Below are 17,895 nucleotides of genomic sequence, written 5' to 3' on the forward strand. Positions count from 1 at the left end.
GAATATCGGCAGTTATTCAGACCTTCCCTAGTAATATATAGCCGCCATGATCATTTGCTAAGGCCGACACGTATTTAGCAAGCTCTAAAGGACTGACAGACGCGGGTAATATTAGTTTGTCTTCATCATTACAGGTCTCCAAGAACCTTAAAGCCCAATCTTGGATTGACGTATCTACAGTTTTTAGCATTCAAAATCCCAATATAAGGGCCCAATGATCTGATTGTATTGAAGACCTATTCGCGATTCGTATAACGTTTTATGCATTTACAACGCCCTGGATAAACAAGCACGCGCCTATTGCGTAAGCTATAATTTGCAGCCAAAAGCAGCCCCACGTAACCGGACCACAACATTTGGCCATGAGAGTATTAAAGCAACCTCCATCCTTGATCTTCCTCGCGGTGTATCGGTAGTCAAGGAGCCGCGATACGGTAGCAACACAACCAAGCCCTGCCGAAACTGACCATACAATAATCACACAATTCAGAGGCAATGCCTGATGAGTAACTTCTCCCAGTTTTAGATTGATAGCATAGGCTAGTGATGCAACTGCGAACCCAAGGAACAAGTTGATCGAAAATGACAATTGGGTGATGCGGTAGTTTTGCCACCGTACGTACCGCTCTTTCTGATCTTGGTCCATGGGCTCCCTATGCATAACAGCGTATTAGACGGCGCGTTCTATGATTGAATGAACGTGCTGGTACTTTTTCCGGCAAATTCAGCCTATCAAATGTTCCCAAGTCTATGATCCTTTGGGCTATTAATTTTCATTAGGTCATATAGTCAAAATTCGCGCGCCTACTGCATTTCCCGGAATGTCTGCTCAGGGTCGAAATCAGCCATCAAATAATGTCTCATGACAACATCGGGCATCATACGCCGTCACACATTGACCACTTCATCCACCAAATTCACTTAGCATCAAACCTATCAGACATTGTTTACCACCGTCACTAGCCATTAGTCCCCTTTACTCGGCTTTTTTCACCTTCGCGACCCTAAACCAAACGCGGTAAGCTTGGCGGCAACGCCACTGCTGAGTACATGCTTGATATGACTACCCACTGGATACTCGGCCCGGGCGCCATTGGCCGCCTGCTGGCCCATTCACTGTCTCCAATAGCGACTACCACGCTGCTTGGTCGCCGTTCGCTGCCTGTGAGTCAGATACTGGCCACACCGGAAGGCGAACAGCGCGTGCGGTCATTAAATTCGTTGACGATAGCTCAACTGGCATCAAACACGCCTGAACCGCCCACCTTTGTACATATCACTACTAAAGCGATGGTGGCTGAGTCGGCGCTGGCTGGCATTACTGACTGTATTCCCCCTTCTACTCCTCTGGTGCTGTGGCAAAACGGTTTTTTGGCGCAGCCACGTATTACCCAGGCGTGGCCAGGGCCGGTGTTGTGCGCCACAACAACTGAAGGCGCTTATCTAACCGGTGATGATGGCGTGGTGCATGCGGGGCGTGGGCATACCTTTCTGGGTGATTTGCATAACCACCACGGTGCGCTGGCGGAAGAACTGGCCCAAACATTAACCCAGGCACGGCTTGCCGCCACAAAGGTGTGTGATATTCGCCAGCGCTTATGGCAGAAGTTGGCGGTGAACGCGGCGATTAATCCGTTGGTGGCATTAAATGGTGTGCGTAATGGTGAATTGCGCGGTGAAGCTTATGCGGGCCGTGTGGCGGCGGTGGTAAAGGAAGTCGCGGCGATTATGATAGCCGAGGGCATTGCGCCGCCTAATGATGGCAACGGTGAAGATGCGTGGTTGGCGTTGGTGTGGCAGGTGGTGGAGAACACGGCAAACAATAAGTCTTCGATGTTGCAGGATGTGGAGGCCAAACGCCCCACCGAGCGCGGGGCGATATTGGGGCCGTTAATTGAGAGTGCCCAGCGCCATGGGTTGGAGTGTGAGGTATTGCAGGCGCTGGATGATAAGTTGGCGGAGGTTGAGGCGAGCTTCTAGGCATTACCTGGGGCAGCTTCGCTGCCCTCCCGCGGGTGCCTCGTTTCTCGCTGCGCTCGCTACTCGTTACCACACGCTACAATTGCGCTTACCTCATTTAGATTCAAGCATCACGTTACAGGAATCACCACCACTTTTTGGTAGGCGGGGCGTTCAGCGATTTGTTGGTACCAGCGTTCTAGATTGGGGCGTGGCTGCCAGGTTAAGCCGATATGCCATAAGTTGTAGATAAAGGGTGCAACGGCAATATCACCCAGGCCAAACTCATTGCCCGAGAAGAACGCTTGCTTGGCCAGCACGTTATCCATCAATTCAAACAGCTCTTCACACGCCTGCATACCCGCTTCAAGGGCAGCATTATCGCGTTTTTCAGGTGGGGTTCTAACATAGCCCATCAGGATCGTGCGGTGCCTGGGTGACAGAGTGCTGTTCGACCAATCCATCCACTTTTCTGCCTGCGCCCGTTCGGCGGGGGCTTCGATCCATAGCTTGCTTTGCCCGTACTGCGCGGCAAGGTAGCGAATAATCGTATTGGATTCCCACAGCACGCTGTTGGTGGTGTCATCTTTGAGTAGCGGCACTAGCCCGGTGGGGTTCATAGCCAAGTATTCCGGCGTATTGTTAACCCCGTGCTCAAGCCCCGCCTGGATCTGTTCGAACGGTAGTTCCAGCTCTTCTAGCACCCAGCTCACTTTTTTGACGTTGGTGGAGTTGTTGCGGCCCCAAAGCGTGATCATGGTAGTCCTTGTATATGAGCAGTTTCTTTAAGTTTGCCCGCCCTTGAGGTCGGAGACAAGCTGTGGCTTTGGTGGGATAGCTGGGGCGGCTTCGCCGCCCTCTCGCGGGTGCCTCGTGTTGCTCGTTCCTCGCAAAACTCGTTACCACGCGCTACACCACCCCTTACTCCTCATCATTCGCGATTTTACCCCCCACCATTTACCCCTCACGATTCACCCTCTTTATCCTGATAGAACTGCATCAGGCTTGAGAAGTCGAGTTTACCGTTGCCTTTGGCTTTATGGAGGGTGAACAGTGAGCGGGCGGCGGAGCCCATGGGGACTGCGGAGGCACTTTGCTGACTGACATCCATGGCGAGGCCTAAGTCTTTGATCATCAGGTCGACCTGGAAGCCACCCTGATAATTTTTAGAAGCCGGTGCGTTTTCCATGACGCCTGGGTAGGGGTTGTAAACATTGAGCGCCCAGTTACCGCCGGAGCTTTGCTTCATGATCTCTGAAAGCACCGCGGGATCCAGGCCGTTTTTGACGCCCATATTGATCGCTTCGCAGGTGCCTGCCATCAAGATAGAGAGCAGCATGTTGTTGCAGGCTTTGGCCACCTGCCCTGCGCCGTGATCTCCGGCGTGGAAGATGTTTTTGCCCATGGCTTCCAGCACCGGCTTGGCAAGCCTGAACTCGACCTCGCTGCCGCCCACAATAAAGGTCAAGGTGCCCGCTTGCGCGCCGCCCACACCACCGGAAACCGGCGCATCGATAAAGCCGATACCCAGCTTCTCGCCCTCTTCAGCAACGCCTCGGGCAGTGGCACCGTCAATGGTAGAGCAGTCTATGACCAGCGCTCCACGTTTGATCACTTCAAACAGCGGCGCATCGTCTTCAATATATAGCCCGCGTACATGCTTTCCGGCGGGCAGCATTGAAATGATAAAGTCGGCATCGGTGGCAGCTTCCTGGGCCGAGAAAGCCACTTCACAACCATTCGCTTTGGCGGTCTCTTGCGCCTCTTGAGAAAGATCAAAGGCGCGCACGTCAAAGCCTGCTTTTACTAGGTTGGCAGCCATGGGGCCGCCCATATTGCCCAGGCCGATAAATGCGATGGTGTTCATTTTATTATCCTTATTAGCCGGTAATGGGAAGATTATATTAGCGTAGATCCGCCAGCGGATTTTGCGACCATGCGGAAGATAGTAGCTCGTTGATAAAGCTCTCCTCTACCGAGGCCACATCGGGATACGTCCAGTTCGGTTGCCCGTCTTTATCGACCAGCAGTGCGCGCACACCCTCGGGGAACTCACGGTGCCGGCAGCACTGTACCGAGAGCGACATTTCGGATTGGAACACTTCTGCCAGCGACATATGTTTAGCCCGCTTTAGCTGCTCATCAATCAATTTCACTGACACCGGGCTACCGTGGGCCAGCGTTTTCTGTGCCTTACCAAACCACTGATTATCGCTTTTTACCGCCGTAATAGCGGCGACAATTTGCTCCACGCTGTCGTGATCCATCAACTCGCGAATCAGCGGCGAGTGCTGGTAAACGGGCGCTTCCATCTCAGCAAATACAGGCTGCGATGTTTGCTCAAGCTCACGCATGATGCGGTTAACCACCCCGTTGGCATCGGTATTCTCACCGGCTCCCCACTGTGCGTCGGTCAGTTGCTGCAGCATGGCATCACGGTGGTGGCTGGCGATACAGCGGTCAGCCAAACCTAGATGAACGGCATCTGGCGCATTGATCTGGCAACCGGTCATGGCTAGAAAGCGCCCAGCGCCGTTGGGAAGCCGGTTTAAAAACCAGCTAGCGCCAACATCCGGGTAGAGGCCGATGGTGACTTCTGGCATGGCCAAACGCGAGGTCTCAGTCACTACACGGTGGCTGCTGGCGCTTAACAGCCCCATGCCACCGCCCATCACAATACCATTGCCCCAGCAGATCACTGGCTTGGGGTAGGTATGGAGTAGAAAATCGAGTCGATACTCGGTCTCGAAAAAGCGCTCCGGAAAGCTGGGGTCGCCTTCGCCGGTAATCGTTTTATACAGATTCACCACGTCGCCACCGGCACAAAACGCTTTTTCGCCTGCGCTATCCAGCAGCACCGCTACCACCCGCTCGTCGGTGGCCCAGTCGCGAAGGCGCGGCAGCATCTCTTCACACATCTCAAGCGTTAAAGCGTTCAGCGAGCGCTCGGCATTGAGCTTAACCTCAGCAATTACGTGGCCGTCTTGGGTGGCGTGTTCAGTAAACAGTACGCTGCTCATTGGCATTCCTTATCCGTCGCTATCGTATCCACCGTAATCTTATTCATCGTCATTTACAGCTCGGTGGCGCCGTCTGCCAGCACCCGGCGAGAGATGATCAGCCGCATGATTTCGTTGGTGCCTTCAAGAATCCGGTGTACCCGAGTATCGCGCACGTAGCGCTCCATGGGGTACTCCTTGATATAGCCATTACCGCCGTAAAGTTGAAGCGCTTCGTCGCACACCTTGAAGCCCACATCGGTAGCAAAGCGTTTAGCCATGGCACAGTAAGTGGGCGCGTCGGCGTGGCCGGCATCCAGCTTGGTCGCGGCCATGCGCACCAGTTGCCGTGCAGCCACCAGCTCAGTAACCATATCCGCCAAGCGGAACTGTAACGCCTGAAAATCGGCTAGACGTTTACCAAACTGTTTGCGCTCCAGCATATACTCCCGCGCTTTGTTGATCGCCTGCTGGGCGGTGCCGATAGAGCAGGTAGCAATATTGATACGCCCGCCGTCGAGGCCCTTCATGGCGATTTTAAAACCGTCGCCTTCATTGCCGAGCAGATGATTGGCGGGCACCCGAACGTCTTCAAACGTGATCATGCGGGTTGGCTGGCTGTTCCAGCCCATTTTCTCTTCCTTGCGTCCATAGCTAATGCCGTCACTCTTGGCATCGACCGCAAACGCCGAAACGCCACTGGCGCCCTCACCGCCAGTGCGCGCCATCACCACGAGAAAATCGGTGCTACCGGCGCCGGAAATAAACATCTTGCTGCCGGTCAACACGTAATGGTCGCCGTCGCGCTTGGCAGTGGTTTTCAGCGAGGCGGCGTCGGAGCCTGAGTTAGGCTCGGTTAAACAGTAAGAACCCAGCAGCTCGCCTGTGGCCAGTTTTGTGCCCCACTGCTCTACCGCTTCCGGCGTACCGAAATCTGCCAGCATCCAGGTGACCATATTGTGAATGGTTAGGTAAGCCGTGGTAGATGTGCAGCCCATGGAGAGCTGTTCGAAAATGATGCTGGCGTCCAACCGCGAAAGCCCTAACCCACCCACGCTTTCCGGTGCATAAAGAGAGCAAAAGCCCAGCTCGCCGGCTTTACGAATCACATCGACGGGGAAGAAGGAGGTTTGATCCCACTCGGCGGCATGGGGCTCTAGCTCGTTTTGGGCAAAGGCCCGCGCCATATCGGCAAAGGCCACCTGGTCTTCGTTGAGTTCAAAATTCATGGCATATCTCCGCAAATGCGCGTGCGCACTGCTGTTGTCGTTATAATTGACGTTAACGTTAACTTATCCATTTACTCGGCTACAAGCAACCTGCCAACGCTTGCGACCTTAGGCGTAGGCCTTATAAAAGAATCAAAAAAAGGGCGCCCAACGGCGCCCAAAATCGGACAGAGAGAGTGCTATTTAAAAAAAACGCTTACTTAAAGTTTTTGCGATACATCTTGTCCAGTTCACCGATTATTCCGCTACGGAAACTGAGTACACAGACCACAAAGATGATACCGAGAATAACGCTAACCCAATTCCCCAGCGGCGACTGCGCCAGGATATGCTGAAGGCTGACCACGATTCCCGCACCCATTAACGGCCCCAACAAGGTGCCCACACCGCCCAGCAGGGTCATCAGTATTACCTCACCGGACATATGCCAGTGCGCATCGGTCAGCGAAGCCAGCTGGAAAACCACGGTTTTGGTCGAACCCGCCAAGCCCGCTAAACCTGCAGAGATCACGAACGCCACTAGCTTATAGGCATCGGCGTTGTAGCCCAGCGATACCGCGCGGGGCTCGTTTTCACGAATCGCTTTTAGCACCTGGCCAAACGGCGAGTGCACCGTGCGTTGAATCAGCGCGAAGCCGAAGATGAAAATCGCGAACACAAAGTAGTACATCGCCAGGTTACTGCTCAGGCTGATAAACCCAAACAGTTCGCCACGGGGCACGCCATGCAAGCCATCCTCACCGCCGGTAAACGGCGCCTGTACAAACATGAAGTACACCAGTTGGGCGATCGCCAACGTCACCATGGCAAAATAGATACCCTGACGCCTGATGGAGAGCACCCCAAACACCACCCCAAGCAGGGTGGCCAGAACAGTCCCGGCGATAATACCCAGCTCAGGCGTCAGCCCTGGGTAGCTCGCCAACAGGTATCCGGTTACGTAGCCGCCGGTGGCCAAAAATGCCGCATGGCCGAAAGACAAAAGCCCCGCATAGCCCAGCAACAGGTTGAACGCGCAAGCAAACAGCGCAAAACAGAGCACTTTCATCAAGAACACGGGGTAGGCCAAAAATGGCGCGACCAAACCCACCACAATCAGAGCCAGATAGAACATATTGCGGCGAAACTTGGCCCGCTTCTGACGTTCCAGCACCGCGGATGGCGCCGCCATTGATTGAGATTCTGCCATGTTCATGCCTCCTTACCGAACAGCCCAACGGGGCGCAACATGAGCACGAGGATCATGACAAGAAAGATCACCGTATTAGAGGCTTCGGGGTAGTACACCTTGGTCAGCCCTTCGATGATGCCCATGGAAAGCCCGGTAATAATGGCACCTAGAATCGAGCCCATCCCGCCGATTACCACCACCGCAAACACCACGATTAACAAACTCGACCCCATGGTCGGCGATACCGGATAGAGCGGCGCTGCCAACACGCCGGCAAACGCAGCAAGACCAACCCCAAATCCATAGGTAAGCGTGATCAGCAGCGGCACATTAACGCCAAATGCCTGCATCAGCTGCGAGTTCTCAGTACCTGCGCGAAGGTAAGCACCCAACCGCGTACGCTCAATCATAAACCAGGTAAACAGGCACATCGCCAGCGCTGCCACCAGCACCCAGGCGCGATATGTCGGTAGGAACATAAAGCCCAGGTTCAAACCGCCCTGAAGGATCTCCGGTGTAGCGTAACGCGCCCCGGAAACACCGAAGAAGTTGACCAGCGTGCCCTCAAAAATCAGCGCTAAGCCGAAGGTCAGCAGCAGCCCATAGAGGTGATCCAGATGGGCGATCCTGCGCAGCAAAAAGCGCTCTAGCAGCACACCGAAAGCGCCGACCACTAACGGCACCAATATGAGCGCCAGCCAGTAATTAATGCCCAAATAGCGAAAGCCTAATAGCGCGGCGAAGGCTCCCAGCATGTATTGCGCCCCATGGGCAAAGTTGACGATCTTCAACAGGCCGAAGATGACCGCCAGGCCCAGGCTAAGCAGTGCGTAAAAGGCGCCATTCACAAGACCCAGCGTTAGCTGGCCCATGAAGACGGCCATTGGCACGCCGAATATCATCGTCATAACGCGACTCTCCTCGCCCTCAAACAGTTGGCGGCAACTTGCCGCCAACCGGTTCTACACATCACTTGCGATGGCTATCTGGCTCAAGCTCAGCCGGGAAATTAGTTTTGCACCAATTTGCACTGGCTTTCAGATAGCGGGCGGTAGGCTTCTTCGGCGGGAATGGTGCTGAGGATTTCGTAAAGATCCCACTCACCGGTGGACTCATCCGGCGTTTTAACCTGGGCCAGATACATGTCGTGGATCATGCGGCCATCTTCACGAATGCTGCCGTTACGGGCAAAGAAGTCCTCAATAGGCATCTCGGCCATTTGTGCACGTACGGTTTCAGGGTCGTCGGTGCCAGCGGCTTCAACGGCTTTCAGGTAGTGCATGGTGCTGGAGTAGATACCCGCTTGTACCATGGTCGGCATGCGGCCTACTTCATCGAAATAGCGCTGTGCCCATTCGCGGGACTGCTCATCCATATCCCAGTACCAGCCGGTAGTTAGCAGCAGGTTCTGAGTGGCTTCCAGGCCAAGGGCGTGAACGTCATTCAAGAAAATCAACAGCCCTGCTAGCTGCTGCCCAGATTGAGTCAAGCCAAACTGGCTGGCCGTAGTGATCGCGTTAACGGTATCGGCACCGGCGTTGGCCAAGCCAATAATTTTCGCGCCGGAGCCCTGAGCCTGAAGAATGTAAGAAGAGAAGTCGTTAGTCGGGAAGGGATGACGAACGCCGCCCACAATTTCACCGCCGCTCTCTTCCACTACTTTGGTGACGTCAGCTTCAAGCGCATGACCGAAAGCGTAGTCTGCGGTCAGCATAAACCAGCTGTCGCCGCCCTGCTCTACGACGGCTTTGGCGGTACCGTTAGCGAGCGGATAGGTGTCGTACACCCAGTGGATGTGGTTAGGAGTACAGTGTTCGTTGGTAATGCTAGAAGCCGCCGAGCCGGACACGATACCCAGGCCATTGTTCTCTTCCAGCACTTTGGTCACCGCAATGGACACAGAAGACGCTACTAAACCACCCACCATATCGACGTTATCCTGATCGATCCAACCACGCACGGTATTAGCACCGACGTCAGCGCTGTTGCGATCATCTGCACTGGAAATAACGATGGACGCGCCATTTACACTGCCGCCAAAATCGGCCACTGCCATCTCCATGGCGGTTAAGCCGCCGGGGCCTGCGAGGTCTCGATAAGTGCCTGACATATCGGCAAGGTAACCAATACGGACTTCACCATCGCTCATATCAGCCTGGGCGGTAGACATAGCGAGGCTTGAAGCGGCCGCGACGGCGATGCTGGCGGCCAGCGTTTTTTTCATAAAGGTCATATTCGTCTCCTGGCCCGGAGGCCTTTGTTGTTGTGTTGTTTTTGAGCTGTTGTGTAGTCTTTGAGCTGTCGTGAAAGTGCGTACTGCAAATTACTGATTAATATTATTGTTTTGTGAGCAGCGAAACTGTTGGCGGAATGAACATTTAAGTGTCTAGCCGTGTGTTATACCCCTAGCATTGAGTTGAGATGTTCCCGACGCGATGGCAGCTGCGCGGCGCTGATTTCTTCGACAATCTGACCGTGATCCATCACGAAGTGGCGATCCGCAAGCGGCGCCGCAAAGCGAAAGTTCTGCTCCACAAGCACAATGGTCATACCGCGCTCTTTCAACTGAACCAGCACTTCGGCAAGTTTCTGCACTATCACCGGGGCCAACCCCTCGGTAATTTCATCGAGCAGCAGCATGCGCGCGCCGGTGCGCAAGATGCGCGCCATGGCTAACATCTGCTGTTCACCCCCGGAAAGCCGCGTCCCCTGGCTTCTACGCCGTTCATAAAGGTTCGGAAACATGGCGTAGATTTCGTCCAGGCTCATACCGCCGGAACGCACAGTGGGTGGAAGCAATAGGTTCTCGTGCACATCCAGGCTTGCAAAAATACCGCGCTCTTCCGGGCAGTAACCCACCCCGAGACGCGGGATATGGTGCGGCTTCATATGCAGCGTTTCATTACCGTTAATCACAATAGAGCCCGTTCTGCGCCCCACCATGTTCATGATCGATTTCAAAGTGGTACTTCGCCCGGCGCCGTTGCGGCCCAGCAGCGTCACCAGCTCGCCACGCTTCACATCAAAATTGACGCCGTGCAGGATGTGCGACTCGCCATAAAAGGCGTGTAGATCCTGCACCCGCAGCATTTCCAGGCTTTGCGTGTTTTCAACCGGCGCTTCGGCCTCAGCGATATTCATACGACAGCTCCCTCTTTTTCAGAACCATCCTCTTCCGCGGCATCGCTGCCCATATAGGCTTCGCGTACCAATGGATTCCGAGAGACAGCGTCGTAATCGCTCTCAGCCAAAACAGCGCCTCGCGCCAACACGGTGATGCGATCACATAGGCGGCTAACAACGCTCAGGTTGTGCTCCACCATTAATACGGTGCGCCCCTGGGAGACACGCTTAATCAGCGCCACGATGCGGTCAACGTCTTCTGCGCCCATGCCTTGGGTAGGTTCATCAAGCAGCATCATGGTGGGGTCGAGCGCAAGCGTAGTGGCCAGCTCAAGTGCTCGTTTACGACCGTAGGGCATTTCTACCGTTAGCGTATCGGCATATTCCCGCAGCCCCACTTCTTCCAGTAGTTCAAGCGCGCGCTCATTAAGGTGATCCAGGGATTTCTCAGATTTCCAGAAATGAAACGAGGTGCCCAGTTTTCGCTGTAGCGCTACCCGCACATTCTCCAGCGCGGTCATATGGGCGAATACCGCAGAAATCTGAAACGAACGCACCAACCCTAACTGGGCTATTTCGTTGGATTTTTTACTGGTGATTGAGTTGCCGCGATACAAAATATCGCCGCGGGTAGGCGGCAGAAATTTGGTCAATAAGTTAAATACGGTGGTTTTACCCGCACCATTGGGGCCAATCAGTGCGTGAATATGCCCTTCCTGTACCTGGAGATTGACATCGTCCACGGCGGTGAAGCCGCGAAACTCTTTGGTCAGCCCTCGGGTTTCGAGGACAGGTCCCTGAAGGACATCGTTTGCACTCATAGAGTGGCAAGCCTCTTATTGTTGTTGTGCTAATTCTTTACAGGCATGGCAAAAGCGGCTGCTACTGCCTTACCTGAACGTAAGGTGTATGTGCAAACTAGCAACTGTCGCTATAGCAATACAATTACAACTTTGGTCTATCGAGGACATTATCCTGAATTAACAACTGCTTTCAAAATATAAATATCAACGACTTACCTAATTTAAACGCTTTTCAACTGCTAGCAACAATTGCTTTACGTTAACGTAAACTTGTTTTAGCCTCAGTGGCAGTGTTCCATAGGAGTCATATATTGGGAACAACGCCTTATTGAGAGAACGTCACCATGAGCAAAACTTACTCGATCAGTGAACTAGCCAACGAGTTTGATTTAACCACCCGTAGCATTCGCTTCTATGAAGATCAGGAACTGCTCCACCCTACGCGCCGCGGGCAAACCAGGGTTTACAGCAGCAAAGACCGTGTACGGCTGAAGCTGACCATTCGTGGCAAGCGACTGGGTTTTTCATTGGCAGAGATTCGCGAACTGTTCGAGCTTTGGGACGAAACCCGCAGCGGCAGCAAAAAGCAGCTGCATCTAATGCTTAGCAAAATAGGCGAGCGCCGTGCGGCGCTGGATCAACAAATGAAAGACATCACCATGGTTCAGCTAGAGCTTGAAAGCGCTGAAATCCGCTGCCGCCAAGCGCTCGAAGAACTACTCGAGAAAGAGCCGCAAGAAACACAAAACGAAGAAGAGCACGCGAGTTCGGCCGATAAAGCCTCAGCCCCCTATTCCGCCACTATGCACTGACGCGTCCGCCAACTCGATTAGCCGACACAGCTACGCCAGCCCAGATGGCTAATTACAGATAGCAAACACAAATAATCAGCACAGGTGATTGACCATGTTTTCACACTACTCAGAACTCAATTTTGGCCTCGAAGACGAACTGAACATGTTACGTGAGCAGGTCAACGCCTTTGCTGCCAGCGAGATTGCCCCCCGTGCGGCCGAAATCGACCGCAACAACGAGTTCCCTAACGACCTGTGGAAGAAGTTTGGCGATATGGGGCTATTGGGGATTACCGTCTCGGAAGAGGATGGCGGCAGCGGCATGGGCTACCTCGCCCACTGCATTGCCATGGAAGAGATCTCCCGGGCCAGCGCATCGGTAGCGCTCTCTTACGGCGCCCACTCCAACCTGTGCGTTAACCAGATCAAGATCAACGCCTCCCCCGAACAAAAAGCCAAGTACCTCCCCAAATTGATCAGCGGCGACCACGTAGGCGCCCTGGCCATGTCCGAGCCCGGCGCAGGCTCTGATGTGGTCTCGATGCAGCTGCGGGCCAAGCAGAGTGGCGATCACTACATCCTTAACGGCAATAAAATGTGGATCACCAACGGTCCGGATGCGGATGTGCTGGTGGTCTATGCGAAAACGGATCCAGACGCCGGCTCCAAAGGCATTACCGCGTTTATTATCGAAAAAGGTATGCCCGGTTTTTCTACCGCCCAGAAGCTCGACAAGCTGGGCATGCGCGGTTCCAACACCTGTGAACTGGTATTCCAGGACTGCGCCGTTCCCGCTGAAAACATTCTCGGTGGGGAAGGCAAAGGCGTACGCGTACTCATGAGTGGCTTGGATTACGAGCGCACCGTGCTTGCCGCTGGGCCGATCGGCATTATGCAGGCTGCCATGGATGTGGTGATGCCCTATATCCATGAGCGTAAGCAGTTCAATCAGTCGATTGGTGAATTCCAACTGGTGCAGGGCAAAGTGGCGGATATGTACACCACCCTGAACGCCTGCCGCGCCTATTTATACGCCGTAGCCGGTGCCTGTGACCGTGGCCAAACCTCGCGCAAAGACGCTGCCGGGGTGATTCTCTACTGCGCCGAAAAAGCCACTCAGGTCGCGCTGGATTCCATTCAGCTACTCGGCGGCAACGGCTATATCAACGAATACCCCACCGGGCGCCTGCTGCGAGACGCCAAGCTGTATGAGATCGGCGCAGGCACCAGCGAGATTCGGCGGATGCTAATTGGTCGCGAACTCTTCACCGAAAGTAAGTAAGGGTCCTGTCATGAGCTCCATTTCCACTCAGATCAACCCGCGCAGCGATGTGTTTCAAGCCAACGAAGCCTCAATGCTCGGTGAAGTGAACAAACTGCGTGAACTGACCGCTGCCGTCGCCCAGGGTGGCGGTGCCAAAGCCCGCGAGCGTCACGAAAGCCGCGGCAAGCTGTTTGTACGCGACCGCATCGATCACTTGATCGATGAAGGCTCGCCGTTTTTAGAGTTTTCCGCCCTGGCGGCGCACAACATATACGATAGCGAGATCCCTGCCGCTGGTGTGATCACCGGTATTGGCCGTGTTTCCGGCGTGGAGTGCGTGATCGTCGCTAACGATGCCACAGTTAAAGGCGGCACTTACTTCCCGCTGACCGTCAAAAAGCATATTCGCGCCCAGGAGATCGCCCGCAAGCATCGTCTGCCGTGTATCTATTTAGTCGATTCCGGCGGCGCTTTTCTGCCCCGTCAGGACGAAGTCTTCCCCGACCGTGACCACTTCGGGCGCATCTTCTATAACCAGGCGACCATGTCGGCTGAAGGCATCCCGCAAATCGCCGTGGTGATGGGTTCCTGTACCGCAGGCGGCGCTTACGTGCCCGCCATGGCGGATGAGTCGATTATCGTCAAAGAGCAGGGCACGATCTTCCTCGGTGGCCCACCCTTGGTAAAAGCCGCCACTGGTGAAAGCATTAGCGCCGAAGACCTGGGCGGGGCAGATGTTCACGCCAAGGTCAGCGGTGTCGCCGACCACTACGCGGAAAACGACGCCCACGCGCTGCAGCTTGCCCGCGCCTGTGTGTCGCGGTTGAACTGGCAAAAGCGCGGCAAGCTAGCCATGCAGGCACCCAAGCCACCCAAGCTTGACCCTGCTGAACTGTATGGGATTGTCGGCACCGACCTAAAAAAGCCCTACGACGTTCGCGAAGTCATCGGCCGCATCGTCGATGACTCCGACTTTGACGAGTTCAAGCGCTACTATGGCGAAACCCTGGTCACCGGCTTTGCCCATATTCACGGCTACCCGGTGGGTATTGTGGCCAATAACGGCGTGCTGTTTTCCGAAAGCGCAGTGAAAGGCGCGCACTTTATCGAGCTCTGCGCCCAGCGCAAGATTCCACTGATCTTCCTGCAGAACATCACCGGCTTTATGGTCGGCTCCAAGTACGAACACGAAGGCATCGCCAAGCACGGTGCCAAGCTGGTCACCGCCGTAGCCTGCGCCAAGGTACCCAAATACACCGTCCTGATTGGCGGAAGCTTCGGCGCCGGTAACTACGGTATGTGTGGCCGCGCCTATGACCCTAACCTGCTGTTTATGTGGCCCAACGCGCGCATTTCAGTGATGGGCGGCGAGCAGGCGGCGGGCGTCCTGGCCCAGGTTAAGCGCGAGCAGCATGAGCGCGAAGGCCGCGAGTGGAGCAAAGCGGACGAAGAAGCCTTTAAGCAGCCCACCCGCGACCAGTACGAGCATCAGGGCCACCCCTACTACGCCAGTGCCCGCTTATGGGATGACGGTGTGATTGATCCGCTGCAAACCCGCGATGTCCTTGGGCTCTCTTTAGCTGCCGCGATGAACGCAGAAATCGAAGAGACGCGCTTCGGCGTGTTCCGGATGTAAGGGGGTCTTACCATGGCTTACTCAACACTGATTATCGAAGAGGGTGTGGCGCGCCTGACCTTAAACCGCCCCGAGGTGCATAACGCTTTTGACGACAGCCTGATCGCTGAGCTAAACGCGCACCTTGACCAATTGCATACGTTGGCCGATTCAGGCGATGTGCGCGCGGTAGTGCTGGGTTCAGAAGGCAAAAGCTTCTCCGCGGGTGCCGATCTGAACTGGATGAAGCGCATGGTCGATTACGACCTGGAAGATAACGTCGCCGATTCCCGCAAGCTCGCCGCGCTAATGCATGGCCTGGATACGCTGCCCTGCCCTACCGTCTGCCGTGTGCAAGGCGCAGCCTTTGGCGGCGCGGTGGGCTTGGCTGCTTGCTGCGATGTGGTGATCGCCTCGGGCAAAGCCAAATTCTGCCTTTCGGAAGTCAAAATTGGCCTATCGCCCGCGGTCATCAGCCCTTACGTGCAGCGAGCCCTGGGCGAGCGACAGATGCGCCGCTATGCGTTAACCGCAGAAGTCATGGACGTCGAAATAGCGCTCGCGCTGGGTTTAGTCCATCTAGTGGTGGAGCACGATAAGCTAGACGACGAAGTGGACGCCATGCTGGCCACTCTGTTAGCCGGCTCGCCCCAAGCCCAGCGCGCCACCAAGGCGCTGATGGCCTCGGTCGCTCAAGCACCTGACAGTGACGCCACTCGGGAACATACCTGTCAGGTGATCGCCAAACTGCGGGTAAGCCAAGAAGGGCAAGAGGGTTTATCCAGTTTCTTTGAAAAGCGCCGCCCCGCCTGGGCCGATTCTAATAACACACCCCACGCTTCGGAGCGTCGCTCATGAGTCATTCACCCCCTATTGAAAAAAACGAAAGAGCCGAAAAAGCCGCTCGCACGACGCCTTTTGACACGCTTCTAGTCGCCAACCGCGGTGAAATCGCCTGCCGCGTGATGCGCACTGCGCGCCGTATGGGCCTGAAAACCGTCGCGGTTTACTCTGACGCCGATGCCAGCGCACGCCACGTGCGTGAGGCCGACGAGGCCGTTCGTCTGGGGCCTGCCGCCGCCCGGGAAAGCTATCTCAATATTGATGCGGTGATCGAAGCTGCCAAGCGCACCGGCACCGGCGCGATTCACCCCGGTTACGGCTTTCTTTCCGAAAACGGTACCTTCGTCAAAGCCCTTGAAGAAGCGGGCATTACCTTCGTCGGCCCGCCCGCCTCAGCAATTGCTGCCATGGGCGATAAATCCGCTGCTAAAGCGCGTATGGCCAATGCGGGCGTGCCGCTGGTGCCGGGCTATCACGGCGACGATCAGGACGACGCCCTGCTGCGCAGCGAAGCCGACAACATTGGCTACCCGGTGATGCTCAAAGCCAGCGCCGGTGGCGGTGGTAAAGGCATGCGCGTGGTTGAATCTGGCGATAGTTTTCAGGCCGCATTGGATGGCTGCCGTCGTGAGTCAAAAGCCGCCTTCGGCGATGACCGCATGCTAATCGAGAAGTACCTGGTGCAGCCCCGCCATGTGGAAGTGCAGGTATTCTGTGACCGCCACGGCAACGGCGTTTACCTGTTCGAGCGGGACTGTAGCGTTCAGCGGCGCCACCAAAAAGTCATTGAAGAAGCCCCCGCCCCCGGTATGACGGCGGAGCTGCGCAGCGCTATGGGCGATGCCGCGGTGCGCGCCGCCCAGGAGATCGGCTACGTGGGCGCGGGAACCGTCGAGTTTCTTCTAGACATTGACGGTTCATTCTACTTTATGGAGATGAACACTCGCCTCCAGGTCGAGCACCCGGTGACCGAGATGATCACTGGCCAGGATTTGGTCGAGTGGCAGTTGCGCGTCGCCATGGGCGAACCGCTCCCTTGCAGCCAAGACGAGCTAACGATTACCGGCCATAGTTTTGAAGCGCGCATTTATGCCGAAGACCCGGAGCAAGACTTCCTACCCGCGACCGGCCTGCTCACTCGCTTTGCGCTGGATTTAGAAGGTGCTGGTTTAAGCGTAGATCAGGTGCGTTTGGACAGCGGCGTGGAGAGCGGCGATGCGGTGTCGATGCACTACGACCCCATGCTCGCCAAGCTAATCGTTCACGGCGCCGATCGTGATGCAGCGCTGGCTACACTCAACCGCGCCTTGGCGGCGCTGGATGTACAAGGTGTTGTGACCAACCGCGCCTTCTTAATGCGCTTGGCAACGCATCCGGGCTTTAAGAACGTGGAGCTGGATACCCGCTTTATCGAGCGCAACGAAGCGACGCTGTTTGCTCCCCGCACTTATAGCATGGACGCCTACGCCAGCGCGGCGCTGATTGGCCTGAATCAACTGGCTCAGGAGTGCGAAAGCGACTCGCCCTGGGATCGCCACGACGGCTTCCGCCTCAACGCACCGCACACCATTCGCATTGCCCTGTGTGACCCGGCAAGTGCGCAAGCGCCGGATAGCGATGAAGCGGTAGTGATCGTCGAAGGTAAACGCAGCCCTGGCGAGTCGCTGTGGAATCTCACTATTGGTGATGAAACCCTTACCGCGAGTTTGCAGCCGCTCACCGGCGATGCGGTAGCGGTTACCTTGAATGGCCACCGCCGTCGCCTGCAGGCCCGCCGCGACGGTCATGTGGTGGTCATGGCCGACCCCAGCGGTGAAACCCGCCTGTTCTGGCGGCGCATCGATGCCATTGATCACGGTCACCACGAGGCAGAATCCACGCTAACCGCACCCATGAACGGCACGGTCGTTGCATTGCTGGTAGAGCCCGGCGTTAATGTTGAAAAAGGCATGCCGCTAATGGTGATGGAAGCCATGAAAATGGAGCACACCATGACCGCTCCGGCGGACGGCAGCGTGGAAACCTTCCACTTCCAAGCCGGTGACACCGTGAGCCAAGGCGCCGTGCTGCTCGACTTTGCGGCCAATGAATAGGA

At 55.6% G+C, this 17,895-nt stretch carries 15 protein-coding genes; 6 read left to right on the top strand and 9 right to left on the bottom strand.

Annotated elements, in window-relative coordinates; translation table 11 throughout:
* Nucleotides 1-1,059 precede the first annotated feature (1,059 nt).
* Complete coding sequence (locus K7H09_RS18165) at nucleotides 1,060-1,980, top strand: ketopantoate reductase family protein (protein ID WP_230805484.1); 921 nt, start codon at nucleotides 1,060-1,062, stop codon at nucleotides 1,978-1,980.
* Nucleotides 1,981-2,090: 110 nt separating this feature from the next.
* Here K7H09_RS18165 and K7H09_RS18170 read toward each other — a convergent pair whose 3' ends face one another.
* The 9 genes from K7H09_RS18170 to K7H09_RS18210 form a co-directional block, all read right to left on the bottom strand.
* Nucleotides 2,091-2,717, bottom strand: coding sequence for a glutathione S-transferase family protein (locus K7H09_RS18170; RefSeq protein WP_230805446.1), 627 nt, complete (start codon nucleotides 2,715-2,717; stop codon nucleotides 2,091-2,093).
* Nucleotides 2,718-2,923: 206 nt separating this feature from the next.
* Nucleotides 2,924-3,826, bottom strand: a complete 903-nt coding sequence (mmsB, locus tag K7H09_RS18175) for a 3-hydroxyisobutyrate dehydrogenase (protein ID WP_230805448.1) — start codon at nucleotides 3,824-3,826, stop codon at nucleotides 2,924-2,926.
* Nucleotides 3,827-3,863: 37 nt separating this feature from the next.
* A complete protein-coding gene (locus tag K7H09_RS18180; RefSeq protein ID WP_161463422.1) occupies nucleotides 3,864-4,979 on the bottom strand; it encodes an enoyl-CoA hydratase/isomerase family protein in 1,116 nt (371 codons plus the stop codon).
* 53 nt (nucleotides 4,980-5,032) lie between these two features.
* Complete coding sequence (locus K7H09_RS18185) at nucleotides 5,033-6,187, bottom strand: acyl-CoA dehydrogenase family protein (protein ID WP_230805450.1); 1,155 nt, start codon at nucleotides 6,185-6,187, stop codon at nucleotides 5,033-5,035.
* A gap of 196 nt (nucleotides 6,188-6,383) precedes the next feature.
* Nucleotides 6,384-7,376, bottom strand: coding sequence for a branched-chain amino acid ABC transporter permease (locus K7H09_RS18190; protein WP_035578664.1), 993 nt, complete (start codon nucleotides 7,374-7,376; stop codon nucleotides 6,384-6,386).
* Between the two features lie 2 nt (nucleotides 7,377-7,378).
* Entirely contained in the window at nucleotides 7,379-8,266 is an 888-nt protein-coding gene (locus K7H09_RS18195) for a branched-chain amino acid ABC transporter permease (protein WP_022523807.1), read from the bottom strand.
* 101 nt (nucleotides 8,267-8,367) lie between these two features.
* Entirely contained in the window at nucleotides 8,368-9,591 is a 1,224-nt protein-coding gene (locus K7H09_RS18200) for an ABC transporter substrate-binding protein (protein ID WP_230805452.1), read from the bottom strand.
* Nucleotides 9,592-9,755: 164 nt separating this feature from the next.
* Nucleotides 9,756-10,499 carry an ABC transporter ATP-binding protein gene (locus tag K7H09_RS18205; RefSeq protein ID WP_027959156.1) on the bottom strand — a complete coding sequence of 248 codons (744 nt, stop codon included), beginning with the start codon at nucleotides 10,497-10,499 and terminating at the stop codon, nucleotides 9,756-9,758.
* Nucleotides 10,496-11,302, bottom strand: coding sequence for an ABC transporter ATP-binding protein (locus K7H09_RS18210; RefSeq protein ID WP_230805454.1), 807 nt, complete (start codon nucleotides 11,300-11,302; stop codon nucleotides 10,496-10,498). The genes K7H09_RS18205 and K7H09_RS18210 overlap by 4 nt, the downstream gene beginning before the upstream one ends.
* A gap of 326 nt (nucleotides 11,303-11,628) precedes the next feature.
* Here K7H09_RS18210 and K7H09_RS18215 point away from each other — a divergent pair, with 326 nt between their 5' ends.
* The 5 genes from K7H09_RS18215 to K7H09_RS18235 all read left to right on the top strand — a co-directional run bounded on the left by K7H09_RS18215 (nucleotide 11,629) and on the right by K7H09_RS18235 (nucleotide 17,893).
* On the top strand, nucleotides 11,629-12,096 hold the full coding sequence (locus tag K7H09_RS18215) for a MerR family transcriptional regulator (RefSeq protein WP_230805456.1): 468 nt from the start codon (nucleotides 11,629-11,631) through the stop codon (nucleotides 12,094-12,096).
* Between the two features lie 94 nt (nucleotides 12,097-12,190).
* On the top strand, nucleotides 12,191-13,360 hold the full coding sequence (locus K7H09_RS18220; RefSeq protein WP_230805458.1) for an isovaleryl-CoA dehydrogenase: 1,170 nt from the start codon (nucleotides 12,191-12,193) through the stop codon (nucleotides 13,358-13,360).
* Between the two features lie 10 nt (nucleotides 13,361-13,370).
* Complete coding sequence (locus tag K7H09_RS18225) at nucleotides 13,371-14,978, top strand: carboxyl transferase domain-containing protein (protein ID WP_230805460.1); 1,608 nt, start codon at nucleotides 13,371-13,373, stop codon at nucleotides 14,976-14,978.
* A 12-nt stretch (nucleotides 14,979-14,990) separates the two neighbouring features.
* Nucleotides 14,991-15,815 carry an enoyl-CoA hydratase/isomerase family protein gene (locus tag K7H09_RS18230; protein ID WP_230805462.1) on the top strand — a complete coding sequence of 275 codons (825 nt, stop codon included), beginning with the start codon at nucleotides 14,991-14,993 and terminating at the stop codon, nucleotides 15,813-15,815.
* Entirely contained in the window at nucleotides 15,812-17,893 is a 2,082-nt protein-coding gene (locus tag K7H09_RS18235; RefSeq protein ID WP_269064048.1) for an acetyl/propionyl/methylcrotonyl-CoA carboxylase subunit alpha, read from the top strand. The genes K7H09_RS18230 and K7H09_RS18235 overlap by 4 nt, the downstream gene beginning before the upstream one ends.
* Nucleotides 17,894-17,895: the final 2 nt, after the last annotated feature.

It is taken from the genome of Halomonas sp. IOP_14 (genome assembly GCF_021021315.1).
Taxonomy (GTDB): Bacteria; Pseudomonadota; Gammaproteobacteria; order Pseudomonadales; family Halomonadaceae; genus Vreelandella; species Vreelandella titanicae.

Excerpts from the sequence above, each read along its gene's own strand:
- K7H09_RS18195 (WP_022523807.1), bottom strand. The coding sequence starts at position 8,266 with ATGACGATGATATTCGGCGTGCCAATGGCCGTCTTCATGGGCCAGCTA.
- K7H09_RS18220 (WP_230805458.1), top strand. The coding sequence starts at position 12,191 with ATGTTTTCACACTACTCAGAACTCAATTTTGGCCTCGAAGACGAACTG.
- K7H09_RS18230 (WP_230805462.1), top strand. The coding sequence starts at position 14,991 with ATGGCTTACTCAACACTGATTATCGAAGAGGGTGTGGCGCGCCTGACC.
- K7H09_RS18185 (WP_230805450.1), bottom strand. The coding sequence starts at position 6,187 with ATGAATTTTGAACTCAACGAAGACCAGGTGGCCTTTGCCGATATGGCG.
- K7H09_RS18165 (WP_230805484.1), top strand. The coding sequence starts at position 1,060 with ATGACTACCCACTGGATACTCGGCCCGGGCGCCATTGGCCGCCTGCTG.
- K7H09_RS18200 (WP_230805452.1), bottom strand. The coding sequence starts at position 9,591 with ATGACCTTTATGAAAAAAACGCTGGCCGCCAGCATCGCCGTCGCGGCC.
- K7H09_RS18210 (WP_230805454.1), bottom strand. The coding sequence starts at position 11,302 with ATGAGTGCAAACGATGTCCTTCAGGGACCTGTCCTCGAAACCCGAGGG.
- K7H09_RS18215 (WP_230805456.1), top strand. The coding sequence starts at position 11,629 with ATGAGCAAAACTTACTCGATCAGTGAACTAGCCAACGAGTTTGATTTA.
- K7H09_RS18180 (WP_161463422.1), bottom strand. The coding sequence starts at position 4,979 with ATGAGCAGCGTACTGTTTACTGAACACGCCACCCAAGACGGCCACGTA.
- mmsB (WP_230805448.1), bottom strand. The coding sequence starts at position 3,826 with ATGAACACCATCGCATTTATCGGCCTGGGCAATATGGGCGGCCCCATG.
- K7H09_RS18235 (WP_269064048.1), top strand. The coding sequence starts at position 15,812 with ATGAGTCATTCACCCCCTATTGAAAAAAACGAAAGAGCCGAAAAAGCC.
- K7H09_RS18225 (WP_230805460.1), top strand. The coding sequence starts at position 13,371 with ATGAGCTCCATTTCCACTCAGATCAACCCGCGCAGCGATGTGTTTCAA.
- K7H09_RS18170 (WP_230805446.1), bottom strand. The coding sequence starts at position 2,717 with ATGATCACGCTTTGGGGCCGCAACAACTCCACCAACGTCAAAAAAGTG.
- K7H09_RS18205 (WP_027959156.1), bottom strand. The coding sequence starts at position 10,499 with ATGAATATCGCTGAGGCCGAAGCGCCGGTTGAAAACACGCAAAGCCTG.
- K7H09_RS18190 (WP_035578664.1), bottom strand. The coding sequence starts at position 7,376 with ATGGCAGAATCTCAATCAATGGCGGCGCCATCCGCGGTGCTGGAACGT.